The sequence below is a fragment of the Vibrio sp. 10N.247.311.14 genome, from assembly GCF_041467715.1.
GTDB classification, from domain to species: domain Bacteria; phylum Pseudomonadota; class Gammaproteobacteria; order Enterobacterales; family Vibrionaceae; genus Vibrio; species Vibrio crassostreae_C.
In genome coordinates this window covers 31,540-46,664 of the sequence record NZ_JBFSVE010000044.1, presented here as the reverse complement: position 1 = coordinate 46,664, position 15,125 = coordinate 31,540, and the positions used below count along the sequence as shown (strand labels likewise).

Sequence of the window (15,125 nt, the reverse complement as noted above, 5' to 3'; positions counted from 1 at the left end):
TTCTCGCTGAAGCCTTGTGGCGTCTGCCGTGTCAGTGAGGCGGCATTATAGAGATATTCATCACATTGGCAAGTGTTTATTAAAGAAAGATGCAAAAATAACGATTACATGGCGAATAAACACTCAAAGCCTTATTTGTGTAAGTTTAACTACAGAGTACTTACAAAATAACCACAGACTTATCCACAATTGCTCTGATTTTCATCCTAGAAAACAAAAAAGCTGCCTCATGGCAGCTTTTTAAATGGCAACGAGTCTAAATCCCAGAACCATATTGCTCTCCATCATCTTCATGGAGACCACATTCGCGTTTCAACCCATTAAAACGAGTTTCCTCTTCAGTCATACCCGGTTCCCACTTCTTAGTTGTATGTGTATCTCCAACAGAAAGGTAACCCTGCTCTCGAAGCGGGTGATAACCGAGACCATGCTCTTCTAGGTAATAGTGAACATCTTTATTCGTCCAATCGATTACCGGCAAAAATTTAAACACACCATTTTGGATAGATAAGATTGGCAAATTTGCACGCGATTGAGATTGCTCTCTTCTTAAACCGGAAAACCATGTCCCAGCCTCGAGCTCATCCAACGCTCTTCTCATCGGTTCAACTTTATTAAGCTTGTTGTACTTCTCTATCCCTTCTATACCTTGATCCCAAAGTTTTCCATATTGCGCTTCTTGCCAATTAGGGCTCTGTTGGGCGCGAAAGACTTGAAGGTTTAGAGTCAACTTCTGACTTAACTCATCAATAAAGCGATAGGTCTCCGGAAATAGATACCCTGTGTCAGTCAAAATAACCGGAATATCTGGTTTTGCTTGGGTCACTAGGTGCAACATCAATGCTGCTTGGATTCCGAAACTAGAAGACACAACATGTGTCCCTTCTAAATTATCTAAAGCCCACTTAACTCTTTCTAATGCGGTTAGCTGCTCTAACTCTGCGTTGATTTGTCCAAGACGAAGTATTTGCTCCGTCTTAGTCAATGCGAGTAGCTCTGCTAACTTCAGTTTTGAAGCGACAGAATTATGCATGCAGATCCCTCTTTGAAATTATCACCTCTTCGATGATGCCAGCTCGGATTGTAAAATCACCGAACCCTTCATTGTCGTTACGTTCCGTAGCCCAACGTCCCACCAGCGAATCAATCTCTTCTAAGATCTGAGCTGAAGTGATGTTCTCTTTATACATCTTAGGGATACGAGTTCCGGCTTTGTTGCCACCTAAGTGCATGTTGTAACGCCCCGGAGCCTTGCCGACTAAACCAAGCTCAGCCAACATTGCACGACCACAACCGTTTGGACAACCTGTGATTCGAAGGATGATGTTATCTTCTTCTGGTAATCCATGTTTTTTCAGAATGTCTTCAACATCCGTTACAAACTCAGGAAGAAAGCGCTCAGCTTCTGCCATTGCTAAAGGACATGTTGGGAAAGCCACACACGCCATTGAGTTTTTACGTTGCTCTGAAACAGCATCATCCATCAAGCCATATTGACGCGCCAGTTTTTCAACCTTGGCCTTTTGACTCGTCGACACACCCGCAACAATTAGGTTTTGGTTTGCAGTCATGCGGAAGTCACCTTTGTGGATCTTCGCTATTTCAGCAACACCTGTTTTCAGAGCTTTACCCGGAAAATCAAGTAAACGACCATTCTCGATGAATAACGCCAAGTGGTGCTTACCATCAATGCCTTCCGCCCAACCAATGCGATCACCACGGCCAGTAAACTCATAAGGACGGCTTTCAGAAAATTCTACGCCTGCACGCTTTTCTACTTCTGCTTTGAATACATCAATACCAACACGGTCTAGTGTGTATTTGGTTTTTGCATTCTTACGGTTTGAACGGTTACCCCAGTCACGCTGAGTCGTTACCACCGCCGCTGCTACATCTAACGTTTTATCTAATGGCACAAAACCAAAGTCGTCAGCTTTACGTGCATAAGTAGAGGTATCACCATGTGTCATAGCAAGACCGCCACCGACTAACACATTAAAGCCCACCAGCTTTCCGTCTTCAGCAATAGCAACAAAGTTAAGATCGTTAGCATGGACGTCCACATCATTTTGCGGAGGAATGACAACCGTCGTCTTGAACTTACGCGGTAGGTAGTTGCTACCAAGGATAGGTTCTTCATCCGTTGTTTCTAGTTTTTCACCATCTAACCAGATTTCTGCATAAGCACGAGTCTTCGGTAATAGATGTTCACTGATCTTTTTCGCCCACTCGTAAGCTTCTTGATGAAGTTCAGATTCAACCGGGTTTGTCGTACATAGAACATTTCGGTTTACATCACCCGCTGTCGCAATTGAATCAATGCCAATGCTATTTAGCGTTTGGTGCATCAACTTAATGTTCGGCTTCAAGACACCGTGGAACTGAAACGTTTGACGAGTTGTTAGACGAATTGAACCGTAAGAGGTACTTTCGTCTGCGAACTTATCAATCGCCAACCACTGCTTAGGGGTAATGATGCCACCAGGCATACGAGCACGAAGCATGACGTTATGTAACGGTTCGAGCTTTTGTTTGGTACGTTCGTTACGAATATCACGGTCGTCTTGTTGATACATACCGTGGAAACGAATCAACTGAAAGTTATCAGCAGTAAAGCCACCTGTTATGCGGTCTTGGAGATCTTGTTCAATCGTACCGCGTAGGTTATTACTTTCACGCTTAAGACGCTCATTGTCAGCCAAAGGTCCAAGTACTTGACCTAGCACTTCTTGCTCTATTACTTGCTTGCTCATTAGTACACATCCCTTTGGTAACGTTTCGCTTTACGTAAATCATTAATATATTGTTCAGCTTGCTCGCGGCTCTGGTTGCCATGCTTTTCCGCTATCGAAACTAACGCTTCATGAACATCTTTAGCCATTCGAGTCGCATCGCCACAGACATAGAGGTACGCGCCCTCTTGCAGCCATTGCCACACCTGCTCTGCTTGTTCGATTAAACGATCCTGAACATAAACCTTTTCTTTTTGGTCACGGCTAAAGGCAACATCGAGCTTAGTTAGCGCGCCAGACTTGAGGTACTTTTGCCATTCAACTTGGTATAAGAAATCTTGAGTAAAGGTACGGTCACCAAAGAACAACCAGCTTTTTCCTTCAGCATCATTGTTTTCACGCTCTTGAACAAAACTGCGGAACGGTGCGATACCGGTACCCGGGCCGACCATGATGATTGGTGTATTGTCGTCTTGTGGTAGCTTGAAGTTATTGTTGTTCTCAACAAACACCTTCACTTCACCACCCTCTTCAAGACGTTGAGCTAAGAAGCTAGAAGCTCCGCCTAAACGAGACTCTTCGCCTTTTTGGTATTCAACCAAACCAACCGTCAAGTGAACTTCTTCATCTACTTCTGCTTGGCTTGATGCAATAGAATAGAGACGCGGTGTCAGCTTACGTAACAGGCCAATTAACTCATCAGCCGATAGCTTAGTTTTCTTCTCAGCTAAAACATCGACAACTTGAGTATTACCCGCGTATTCACGAAGCTTGTCTTTATCTTCCACCAGCTTGATTAACTTCTTGCTGCCCGATAACTCAGCAAACTTAGTCACAAGTTGAGGGTTTGAAGTGGTAATCTCAAATTTACTCACTAGCGCACTATGGATAGATAGATTCTCACCATCGACATCGACACTTTCGATACCCGATAACCCAACCTTAGAAAGAATCTGATTTGCGAGTTCTGAACTGTTTTCATACCATACGCCTAGCGCATCGCCGGGTTGGTAGGTAATGCCCGACTCATCAAGATCAATCTCGATATGACGAACATCTTTGCCCGAATCACGACCGGTGATCTTTTGGCTCGTCAATAGTGTCGCGGTGTATGGGTTTTGTTTGGTGTATTGCGAATGACCGGCGGCCGCTTGACCGACTGGTAATTGAACCACATCGGCTTCAGTGCCTGTCGATAGCGTCTCTTTTACTTGCTCTAATGCTTTAGCGCGCCATTCCGTTGCTGATTCTTCGTAATCAACATCACAATCAAGACGGTCGACAAACGATTTAGCACCAAGCTTAGCGAGGAAGTTATCGAAGTCTTTAGCCGTTTGGCAGAAGAACTCATAGCTTGAGTCACCTAAACCAATCACACCGTATTGTAGGTTTGATAATTTTGGCGCTTTCTTCGATTGTAGGAATTCATGCAACTCAATAGCGTTATCAGGGGCTTCGCCCTCACCATTGGTTGAAGCCACAAAAATGACGTGTGTCTCTTTGGCTAGGTTCTTACCTTTATAATCACTTGCATCGAAAAGCTCGACAGCAATACCTAAGGCTTTTGCTTCTGCCTCTAGCGATTCAGCGACGCCTTTAGCATTACCGGTTTGAGAAGCGAAGATAATGCTGAGCTTACCCGCTGGCTTAGCCGCTACTGCGGCGGCCGCTTGAGCGATTGGCGCAGCAGCACCGACAGGCTGAGCTTGGCTCACTCCCCAAAGGTAACCACTGACCCATGCCAGTTGCTGTGAAGACAGTTCAGAAACAGTTTGCTGAAGATGACCCAATTGTTGGTCATTAAGTGGTGCTGCTAGCCCAGGTAACTCATTAGCCCCAGACTGTGCATTATTATTTTGTGAAGACTCTTTCTTATTTAAAGACATGGTCACGACATCCCTAATCATTGCGTGACGATAGATTAACCACTCCTTTTAATAACAAGAAAGAATAGAAAAGTATGTTTTATAACTTTTTGGAAGTAAAAACCGATTGAAACGCAAATTGACTTACTGGTTTTCAATACGCACTTGCTGAAAGCCAACCGCCATTGCCGATTTAGATGCTAGGTCTAAATCCGCGTAATGGCACTCTTCACCATGAACATCAGTAAGCAGAACAAAGCCACCTCCCATATGGCGAAACTCCACAACCCAAGACCCTTCTTGAATTGAGGGCTCTATGATAGCTTCAACTAACAGGTTTTCTCTATATAAATTTCGTAATTCATTGAGTGTCATATTCCATCCCTTGCTTTGACCTCACTACATAGACCTTATAAGAATAGACGCAAATTGGCTCTCTGTATTAAGGATGGTCGAAAGTGATGAATGTGCTAACTAATTCCAGAAAGATATATACTCAAGTAACCAATAGATATAAAAAACGCCACTTAATAAAGTGGCGTTCTTAAAATTCGCTCTAAATTTACTTTATATGGCCTAGAAGCGCACTTCAGCACCAGCAAACCAGCCATCGACCATGACAAAGCTCTTGCCTAGTTCTGAGCTAAAGAACTCATCCGAATCTAAATCGATAACACGGTAACCACCACGCAGGGCAATTTCAGATTCTGATACTGGAATTCGGTACTGAACACCCGCCATCAAGTCAGTGCTCTTAATACCACTGCTATCACCAAACTCCATCGTACCAATGATATCGAAGTTGGTGTCAGGAACGTTGATCTCTGCGTTACCGTAGAAGCTCCAAGTGAATTCATCAAAGCTTGTTTGAGCGCCACCCGTTTTCGGTTCGATGTAATTCGAGTTTGAATACTGAGTAAACGTCACACCCGCATCGAAGTTCATCAGCTTGTGATCTAACAACGTGTAATAGAAGGTGTAATCGTACTTATCGAAAGCCAATGAATCTGCATCAACAGAAGTATAGCGAAAGCTAGCGTTTGGTAGCATCGGGGCATTATGCTCAAATGCGAAATACAACGAAGGTGAGTTAGAGTCATCATCTTGTCTAACTTCGTTTAGCTTTGTACTTCCCCACCACATATCGGCACCGACTTTAGCCGTGTAAGAAAACTCTTCTTCAGCAGACACTGCTGAACTTAAAGATAGCATTCCCACTAAAGCAATTAATGGCATTTTATTCATTTGAGATAGCTCCAATTCCATATCGTTGTGCTAATTGTATGCACATTCATAGATTATTGGGGAAAATTCTATCACACATCTTAAATTCTCAAACGATAAACCGCTGACGATCAAAGATTTGACGACACCATGATCTTAGTAACGTCTTTGGTTAGAACTGTGTACAAAGTTTTTGAAAAACCACACACCGATTGCAATCACGATCAACCAAGGCAGTAACTTAAACACGACCCCCATCATACCTAAGACCAACATGACTAATAACGCTACTCCGGTTGCAGCCAATACCGTCATAAACGTGATACCAGTGACAAGTAGAGTCGCAACGAAAATAAGAACAAATATTAATTCAAACATAATGGTCTCCCTAATGAGTTAATGACCTATCTTTCCTACTTTCTAACATTGCAGCTTCCATACCAAGTATGCCAACCCTATAAAATCCTTATTTATCAGATAAATAAAAAGCCACACATCTTCATGCGTGGCTTTTCGGAAACTTATAGTGGTAAATTTAACCTCTAGTGGCGAATTTAACCTTAAGTTTTTAACTTAGAGGGAGCTTAAACATTTAGCTCTTTAGGGATCTTAGCCAATGCTGTTTGCATCACTTCAATACCTGCACCTTTCTTATGTGCGTTTTCACTGATGTAGCGACGCCATTGTCTTGCACCAGGCATGCTTTGAAACAAACCAAGCATGTGACGAGATATGTGACCTAAGCTTGCGCCATTTGAAAGTTCACGCTCGATGTACGGGTACATCTCTTCGACAACCTGTGAGCGCTTCTTAATTGGAGTGTCTAAACCAAAGATCTGTTGATCAACTTCAGCCAAAATAAATGGGCTATGGTAAGCCTCACGACCAATCATCACACCATCAAGGTGTTGCAAGTGCTCCTTAGTTTGCTCAAGAGTAGTAATGCCACCATTCACGGCAATCACCAGATCAGAGAAATCTTTCTTGATTTGGTATGCACGATCATAATCTAGCGGTGGGATCTCACGGTTCTCTTTCGGGCTAAGGCCACTCAACCACGCTTTACGCGCGTGAATAGTAAATTGCTCACAGCCACCTTTTTCAGAAACCGTCGAAACAAACTTAGTTAGAAACTCATAAGAGTCTTGGTCATCGATACCGATACGCGTTTTCACGGTAATTGGAATATCAGTGACTTCTTTCATCGCTGAAACACAATCTGCCACCAACTCGGGCTCAGCCATCAAGCATGCACCAAATCGACCATTCTGAACTCGGTCTGAAGGGCAACCTACGTTAAGATTCACTTCATCGTAACCACGCTCACCAGCAAGCTTGGCACAAGCAGCAAGATCAACCGGGTTTGAACCACCGAGTTGAAGTGCAAGAGGATGTTCTTGCTCGTTATATTCTAGGAAGTCGCCCTTACCATGTAAGATCGCGCCCGTTGTTACCATTTCCGTGTACAGAAGAGTCTGCTGAGAAAGCAAACGGTGAAAGTAACGACAGTGGCGGTCAGTCCAATCGAGCATGGGTGCAACAGAAAGTCGGTTACTAGCGTATTTACTGGTTTTATTAGTGTTTGTCATGATTCAGTCTCAATTAATACTGTACAAACATACAGTTAATTACCTAGAATTAAACGGAATTACTTCCTGTAGTACCCCTCAAGTACCCCTTTAGGAGTTGGACAATGGCAAGTTATACCATCGAGACCAGAAAGCTAAAAAGCGGTGAACCAAGGTTCAAGGTAACAATCATCGTTAAAAAGAATTCGCGCATTATACACAGGGAAAGCAAAACTCTAAAAAAGAAAGCGCTCGCTAAAGCTTTGGGTAAAAAAAGGGTAGCTGAACTAGAGGCTCAAGGGGTACTAAATCAGCCAAAAACAGTCCCCCTTTCGGTACTCCTCGATTTATTCATGGCCGAAAGAGATCTTTGGGACAATACAGGCCGCACCAAACGCTATGTGATTAAGATGCTTAGGGATTGCGACATCGCCCAAGTTGAGAGTAATCAGCTACGAACTAGCGACTTAATCGAGCACTGTAAAAACAGAAGAGGTGCAGGAGCCAAACCCGCAACGATTTATCATGATATTGCTTACCTACGTTCTGTAATGAAAAAGTCTAAGCCTGTCTTCAACATCGACACCAATCACCAGATATTTGATGAAGCCGTCCCAGTTCTGATTGATATGGGGTTAGTTGGTAAGAGTCAGAAACGAACACGTCGCCCTACTTCTGAAGAACTGAAGCTTTTAAAACTTGGATTAGAGCAACGTGAGTCTTTCCGGCCAAACGGTACAACTCGAATCCCATTCACTGACATTCTTGAGTTCAGCATTCTTACTTGTATGCGAATTGGTGAAGTCTGCAAGCTGCGTTGGGAAGATCTCAACCAAGAACATAAAACGATACTCGTTAGAGATAGAAAAGACCCAAGGAAGAAAGATGGCAATCACATGATTGTTCCGTTACTTGGTGAATCATTCGAGATCGCACTTAAACAACCGAACAAAGGCGAACTCATTTTCCCGTACAACTCACGTAGTGTGAGCGCAGGCTTTCAGCGAGTTAGAAACGAATTAGGCATTGAAGATTTAAGGTATCACGACCTACGAAGAGAGGGCGCTAGCAGGCTGTTTGAAAAAGGCTACTCAATCGAAGAGGTTGCTCAAGTTACTGGTCATCGGAATTTGAATATATTGTGGCAGGTTTATACGCAATTATACCCACACAAATTGCATTCCAAATAACAAGAAGTATCATACTTACAGATTGAGTCAAATATCAGGATTAGCATGAGCATTACCACCATCAATGACATCCTCGACCTAGAAACACTGTCGGAGTCAAATCAAGTTGAGTTTAAATTGGCAGGAGGCAGAGATGGTAAAGGAGCATTACCAAAAGACTTCTGGTCGTCCTATTCAGCTATGGCTAACAGTAGAGGTGGTTGGGTAATACTTGGAGTCCAAGAGCTCAATCAAGAGTTTATTCCTGTGGGTGTCGCTGAGCCAGAGAAAGTAAAAATTGACTTGTTTAATCAATTGAATGATCGTGATCGTGTTAGCGCCAACGTCATATCAGATGATGATGTACAAATAGTTCAGCTCAAAAGCAAGCCTGTTATGGCAATTCATATACCTCCAGCTACGCGAAACCAAAAACCAGTGCACCTCAAAAAGACGCCTTTTGGTAACACTTACATGCGAATTCATGATGGAGATCGTAAGTGTGATAACGAAACTGTCAAACGAATGATAGCTGAACAACTCTATGACAGCCGAGATAGTGAAATCCTCTCCGAACATTACAGTTTTATTGAGGATATAAATATAGATAGCCTTAAAACCTATCGCAACTTGCTGGCTGCTCATAGTCCACAGCATCCTTACCTTGAATATGAACTTTTCGACCTATTTAAAAAAATAGGTGGGTGGATCAAAAACAGAGAGAATGGTAAAGAAGGGCTTACTCTCGCAGGTGTTCTGATGTTTGGTAACTGGGAAGCAATTTCCGCAGCCGCTCCGAATTACTTTGTTGATTTTCAAGAACGGCCAGAGGCAAAGACAGAACTCAGATGGGTTGACCGTGTTTGTCCCGACGGTACTTGGTCAGGTAATCTTTTTGATTTCTACCGTAAAGTATATGGAAAGCTATCCTCAGAAATCAAAGTTCCTTTTGAAGTCGAAGCTGGTCAACGAAAAGCAGACACACCAGTTCACATTGCTCTGCGTGAAGCTCTCGTCAATAGTATTGTCCATTCAGACTTTACAGATCGTGTATCTATTCTAATCGTCAAACGTCCTGATATGTTCGGGTTCCGAAACCCTGGGCTCATGAGAATACCACTTGAAGATGTGATAGCAGGCGGCGTTAGTGATTGCCGAAACCGACTTTTACACCAAATGTTTCTTCTGATTGGCTTAGGTGAACGTGCTGGATCAGGTATGCCCAAAATATTCAGCGGTTGGAAATCTGTCAATTGGCGCACACCAAAATTATGGGAAAAACCAACTCCGCCTCAAACTATACTTGAACTATCTACCGCAAGTTTAATACCAGATGCTACTCGCGCTAAACTACTACAAATCTTTGACTATAAGTTTAATGCTTTAGGAGACTTTGAACAGTTAATTGTAGCTACAGCTGCAATCGAAGGCTGGATCAATCATGAACGAGCTTGCCAACTAACAACCAAGCACTCACGTGAAGTAACATTAACTCTACCAAAATTAGAAACTAAAGGTTTTTTAGTTTCTAACGGTGAACAGAAACAAAAGTCTTACACACTTCCGGGGGTATCATTACCTACACCTGATGAAGTTTTCGCACCTTCACTTGAGTTAAATGCGTTAACCCTAGATAGCAACTCAACGCAAAACTACGGTAGCTTAACGCACAACGACGATAGCTTAACGCATAACGAAACAGGCTTAACGCATAACACAAAACAATTGCCAAACGAAGAAAAGAGAGATGTACAAGGTCGCATTATTTCTGAACGCTTTGAACGCCCATTCGTGGATGATATTAATAAGCTTGAGCCTAGCTTTAAAGAGCACTTAGAGGGTATTGCCAAGCTTGCCATGGAAAATAAGAGGTTAGCCCCAGAGGATATGCGAAACATCTTGATATCATTATGTAAAGACCAATATATACCAATTGGAGAGTTAGCAAAGTTAGTTAACCGAACTAGCCAAAACATACGACAAAGTCATTTGAAACCTATGATTAATGAGGATTTACTCAAAATGGCCTTTCCAAATACTCCGAATAATCCAATGCAAAGTTATACGGTAAAAAACTAAGACTCAATAATCTCAATAAAACCTAGATAATTGATTGAACTTCATTTCTAGGTCATTAACTTTTTTAACGAGCTTATCCATTAATACATTAGTACTTCTGATGTTCTGCCAAAGCATTCCTAAGAGTACTATTTCCACAGGCTTAAGCCCCAGCTGAGATAGCAGGGGCAAAATTTGTAACTCGCTCATAGCTAACCCTTAAATTCATTGCGTAGGGTTTCCCACAGGCCAAATACTATTGGAGCACTTGCGCCAATAATGCCACCGAATTGAACACCGTCTGCCGATACGCTCGCGGTGATAAGTTCAGGGTGACCAGATACCAAAGCAGCTCCCGCGCCAAGTAACGCTAAACCCTTTTTAGTGGAAGGAGCAGATCATTTTCTTCTGTTCACTTTCTATGACGCGGACTTAAATAACCAACTTTTCAAGTTCGATTCGGTGAGAGGCTTTTCCTTTACTGTGCTTTACCCATAAACGCTTTGGTTGGTATCCATTGGCACGGACCTCAACATCATAATTACCCTCTGGCAATCGCATACCGGCTTGGTACCTAGGCTTAATATTCATTATTCGAACCTTAAAACCCGGTTGGTTCTGTGCATTTGAATTGATGTACATAGGAAACTCCGTTTGGGCTTCATTATTGTTTTTAGCTGAACTCACCGGTTCGCTCTCAGCACGCTGAGTTAAATAACGAGCAAAAACACCATCCAACTCCGCTACCGAATGCTCCAAAGAGGTAGAAAACCCATCAGTAATACGCATACTTTTGTCTATTTGAGCGCCAAGTGGGTGAATCAACGGTTGAGTATGTATCACCCAACGAACGGCATAAGAAGCCGACGGAGATAGTGTGTCACTGACTTGCTCTAAGAAAAAGCCAATCGTTGAGTCCGTTTGAGTGTACTTGGATGAAAATACATTCACAGGCACAACAAGAATAACGAATATGACGATAAACGAGCTGCCTATATTCAGAGCCTTGCTCTTCAAGTTCGGTGCTGGCCGTGGTTTATGGTAATTCATCAACACGATAAATTTTCCTGGCAGCTTAAACACCGTTAGGACAACGAGAAATAGCGATAGTCCCATTGATATTGGCGGCACAATGATAGAACGCAATGCCGCTTTGCCTTGTTCAGCATAAGGGCCATCATCAGCAAACTGAGCGCGTGACGCCTCAATATAACCTAGCCAATAATCTCTCTCACGCCTCACATTTGGAACAATAACCTGTTGGTAAAATTGCTTATTATTCCACGTCGCCATCATGGGCTCGACGTAATAACGTTCGCCCATACGATTCTTTATTTGTTGCTGAACTTCGGCTACTTTTTGAAAATCATTCCAAGATAAGTTCGGTTCAATGTCGTAACCCCGCTGCTTTGCCTCGGCATGCCAACGAGCTTTGGTGTCCTTCATAACTTTGTTTCTGACTGCATTTTTAAACACGCTAATTTGGTTTATTTGCCAATTGGAGTCTAAATGGATCCCCTTTCGATGAACTTGAGTACGAACCTTACTTGCTGTTGTAGAGTGGGAGCGAAACTCCGACATAGAGTCGATTCCCATAGGATAACCGGTCTCTTTTAAGAACTGTTTTTGCCACACTGCCAGTATTCGTGGTGTGTAATGAGCGACACTATTGGTATACGTTTTATCTTGAATGGCTTCTCCAGCTTGCCCTGTCGCCTGCTCAATACCGGCTTGGATAACTGATAAGCCTAGAGAACCGAATGCTTCCCCCCAAGATGTTTCACCTTTCGTTCGTCGAAAGGTTTTCTCTAACCAATAATCCATCGGTTGGTGGGGAATCGAGTTATCTTTTAATAAGCGTTCATAGCGATCTTCAATGCGGCTGATACAATTGGCTCTTGAGCTTCCTTTGCGTTTATAACAGCGTTCTTTATCATCAAATAGGTCAAAAATAGGTTGTGCAACTCTTTGTGCTCTCGCCTCTGCTCTCGTTAAATAGGCCTTACTCGCCTGTTGATAATCACGATACCCCGTCGCGACGGTCGACTCGACCTCTTCCCACGCTTGATTGGCCTTTTGATGGCGAGACTCTACCGTCTGATTATACGCCCCAACATGTTTTTGATATTGATGCCACGATTGCTGAACTTCACTCCGTAATACTTTATAGTTCGCATAGTGCTCATCGAAATTGGCGTTTGCTCGATTTTGAATATAACGATCCAAAATTTGAACTTTCTTATCATCAATATGACTTAAGAATGCATCATTGCTGTAAACCAACCCACCGATCAAAGCGAGAAAAGTCATTTCTGACGACTCGGTACTCGCCTCTGAGTTATAAGGGATCCCTTCGATATTAATCGCATTCATCGCTAAACTAGATCGCAGTACAGAGGAAAAGAAAGCCTCCTGTCTCTGCTTTGCACTACTCGGTTCAATCAACCATTTATCTATTACCGCCTTTTGACCAAAAAAAACCGTTGGCCAAACCAAAGCTGTAATCACGACCAACGATGAAATAGCGCGAAACTTCGTCGTGGTCAGCCATCCTTTAAGTAGAAAATCCGCAACAATTAAAGTCACCCCGATCCCTGAGATGGTTCGGCCAAATAGCTCCGTTTTATGTAATTGAGCATCACTAACATCGATTCCACCCGCAATTTCAACCAACTTGGCGTTGAAAGCGACTTCAGGAAAAAGATAAAGAAGTGAACAAAAAAACAACAAAACAGCCAACCATTTCGGCTTCTTATTATTTGTGGTTATTACGTCCTGGCTAGGAACTGGTTTCATCTTAACGCTTCCATAATTTGTCTATCCCTGTTCTCATCAAACATCATTTTTCTGTCGGCATCGAAATGCTGATCGCATCGTTACTTAAATTTAAATCTTCATCTTGAATATCAAACAGCACTGCTGGCTTCGCGCTCTGCGTTGTTTGCGTTCTTTTTTTCACACCTTTCACGCTAGCAGGCTTGGAATATGACACACTCCTAATGAGACCTCGGTTAGTGATGTAATGGCCATCTTTGAGGTAATCTATTTGTTCATAGAGTCGGTGAAAATCAGCGTCATTGGGTAGGCCAGCAACGGTTTCGCCTGCTAACGTTGTGGGTTGGTAGCCATTTGATTGAACGACAAGCTGTGGAGCAAGCTGCTGACAAATAGAGAACTTACTGGTATCCATGATCGCCTCATCTGGCAGAGGTCGACCTGCCTTAGCTAACGAGACCAATTGATCTTGGTGGTAATCCGTTCCGTTAATCGTATAAGTCACCACCTTCATGCCTTGCGCTTTCGCACGGCTGTAAATTGTCGCATATTGTCGGTAACTTCTTATATCAACATGTAATCCACTATTGGGGCCAAGTATTCGTTTTACCGTTTTAGCGGAATGTTTGGGCTTATGCTTACGATAACGCCCCTCCATAGCAAAGGCGCGATCGATATTCTTTTTATTTTTCTGATAATAATCATCAGAACCCATGCCTCGCTTTGCATCTTTTTTAAATTTAGCAACCGACGCCGAATGAGGCTCCCATACATACCCAAGATAAACACTTGGATTGATTTCCCGCATTTTTTTCAGAACGTCCATATCCATTGATGAATAAAAATAGTTTCTATAGGGGAGACTTTGTCTGGCCATTTCGTCGAGTTTAAACAAATCTTCCATGGAGCCATCTGATGTTTTTATTTCAATATTAAGGGGTTGTTCAATCGTTGCGTAATGGTACCAATCATTCACGGCTTCATTGAAATAAGCGGGACGATACCCATCTAATGTTCCGTCAGGGCTCCTTCCACTCAGAGAGTTCCACTCACTACTCTTCATACGACTCACGCGATATCGCTTACCATCACTACGAGCGGTTGCTCTTCCTGTTTCTATGTCGTGATGTACAACCCAATCTTTATCACGCGTCAGCATCACATCAATTTCTGCTCCATCAAAACCACTTACCGCCGCCATTTGAATCGCATTACGAGAGTTTTCAGCATAATTAGAGCTGCCACGGTGGGCGATAACATCAATAGGGCACTGTCCTTTGATGTAAGAGATATCCCCTCCCATGGTTTGATAAAGATTGCGCGATTTTAACGCCAACTGCATATCACGAAACATTTCTCGCCCCTCTGCTGAGTTATGATTCGAGATTAGTTTTGCATCTGCAGGTAATCCAAGCCCTCGCTCCAAGGTTGGTTGTGGTGGTGTTACTTTATCTGTAGATGAACATCCCTGAATAAGAGCAATAGTAGTGACAAGCAGCCCTCTTGAAAGCGTGGTTACACGTGAAGGTGGTGAAAACATGAGATCCTTATCCGTTGGTAGCTTATATGTGACATAACTGGGTTTCACACGCTGAGCACGACAAAGTCGGCCTCCAAGCACGGAGACCGCAAAGTGCTAATATATGATGACTCCAACCATTGATTTCGATTGTTGATATGTTGTTGGAGTGGACGTATTTAATGGTTTAATTTGATTGAAAGCAAAGGCTCAAA

12 protein-coding genes are annotated in these 15,125 nt (G+C 42.9%); 2 read left to right on the top strand and 10 right to left on the bottom strand.

Annotated elements, in window-relative coordinates:
* Positions 1–256: 256 nt before the first annotated feature.
* The 7 genes from AB6F11_RS15800 to dusA form a co-directional block, all read right to left on the bottom strand.
* Positions 257–1,033: a phosphoadenylyl-sulfate reductase gene (locus AB6F11_RS15800; RefSeq protein WP_017059954.1), complete on the bottom strand. Its 777-nt coding sequence runs from the start codon at positions 1,031–1,033 to the stop codon at positions 257–259.
* Positions 1,026–2,753 (bottom strand): assimilatory sulfite reductase (NADPH) hemoprotein subunit, encoded by a 1,728-nt coding sequence (gene cysI, locus AB6F11_RS15795; RefSeq protein ID WP_102394624.1) that lies wholly within the window; start codon positions 2,751–2,753, stop codon positions 1,026–1,028. The genes AB6F11_RS15800 and cysI overlap by 8 nt, the downstream gene beginning before the upstream one ends.
* On the bottom strand, positions 2,753–4,618 hold the full coding sequence (locus tag AB6F11_RS15790) for an assimilatory sulfite reductase (NADPH) flavoprotein subunit (protein ID WP_102394623.1): 1,866 nt from the start codon (positions 4,616–4,618) through the stop codon (positions 2,753–2,755). The genes cysI and AB6F11_RS15790 overlap by 1 nt, the downstream gene beginning before the upstream one ends.
* 123 nt (positions 4,619–4,741) lie before the next feature.
* Entirely contained in the window at positions 4,742–4,972 is a 231-nt protein-coding gene (locus tag AB6F11_RS15785; RefSeq protein ID WP_004735813.1) for a hypothetical protein, read from the bottom strand.
* Between the two features lie 201 nt (positions 4,973–5,173).
* Complete coding sequence (locus AB6F11_RS15780) at positions 5,174–5,842, bottom strand: TIGR04219 family outer membrane beta-barrel protein (RefSeq protein WP_102394625.1); 669 nt, start codon at positions 5,840–5,842, stop codon at positions 5,174–5,176.
* A gap of 135 nt (positions 5,843–5,977) precedes the next feature.
* Positions 5,978–6,199, bottom strand: a complete 222-nt coding sequence (pspG, locus tag AB6F11_RS15775) for an envelope stress response protein PspG (RefSeq protein WP_017059950.1) — start codon at positions 6,197–6,199, stop codon at positions 5,978–5,980.
* A gap of 206 nt (positions 6,200–6,405) precedes the next feature.
* Complete coding sequence (gene dusA, locus AB6F11_RS15770) at positions 6,406–7,410, bottom strand: tRNA dihydrouridine(20/20a) synthase DusA (RefSeq protein ID WP_019822275.1); 1,005 nt, start codon at positions 7,408–7,410, stop codon at positions 6,406–6,408.
* Between the two features lie 104 nt (positions 7,411–7,514).
* Here dusA and AB6F11_RS15765 point away from each other — a divergent pair, with 104 nt between their 5' ends.
* Both AB6F11_RS15765 and AB6F11_RS15760 read left to right on the top strand, forming a co-directional pair.
* Positions 7,515–8,579, top strand: a complete 1,065-nt coding sequence (locus AB6F11_RS15765; RefSeq protein ID WP_102394622.1) for a site-specific integrase — start codon at positions 7,515–7,517, stop codon at positions 8,577–8,579.
* 45 nt (positions 8,580–8,624) lie between these two features.
* Positions 8,625–10,637 carry an RNA-binding domain-containing protein gene (locus tag AB6F11_RS15760; protein WP_102394621.1) on the top strand — a complete coding sequence of 671 codons (2,013 nt, stop codon included), beginning with the start codon at positions 8,625–8,627 and terminating at the stop codon, positions 10,635–10,637.
* Between the two features lie 191 nt (positions 10,638–10,828).
* On the opposite strand, the gene AB6F11_RS15755 is transcribed toward AB6F11_RS15760, so the two are convergent.
* The 3 genes from AB6F11_RS15755 to AB6F11_RS15745 all read right to left on the bottom strand — a co-directional run bounded on the left by AB6F11_RS15755 (position 10,829) and on the right by AB6F11_RS15745 (position 14,931).
* The gene (locus tag AB6F11_RS15755) at positions 10,829–10,963 is read right to left on the bottom strand and encodes a hypothetical protein (RefSeq protein WP_346762954.1); all 135 of its coding nucleotides are present in this window, start codon (positions 10,961–10,963) and stop codon (positions 10,829–10,831) included.
* Positions 10,964–11,048: 85 nt separating this feature from the next.
* Complete coding sequence (locus AB6F11_RS15750; protein ID WP_017059945.1) at positions 11,049–13,412, bottom strand: hypothetical protein; 2,364 nt, start codon at positions 13,410–13,412, stop codon at positions 11,049–11,051.
* Positions 13,413–13,455: 43 nt separating this feature from the next.
* Positions 13,456–14,931, bottom strand: a complete 1,476-nt coding sequence (locus AB6F11_RS15745) for a glycerophosphodiester phosphodiesterase (RefSeq protein WP_102394620.1) — start codon at positions 14,929–14,931, stop codon at positions 13,456–13,458.
* Between the last annotated feature and the right edge of the window lie 194 nt (positions 14,932–15,125).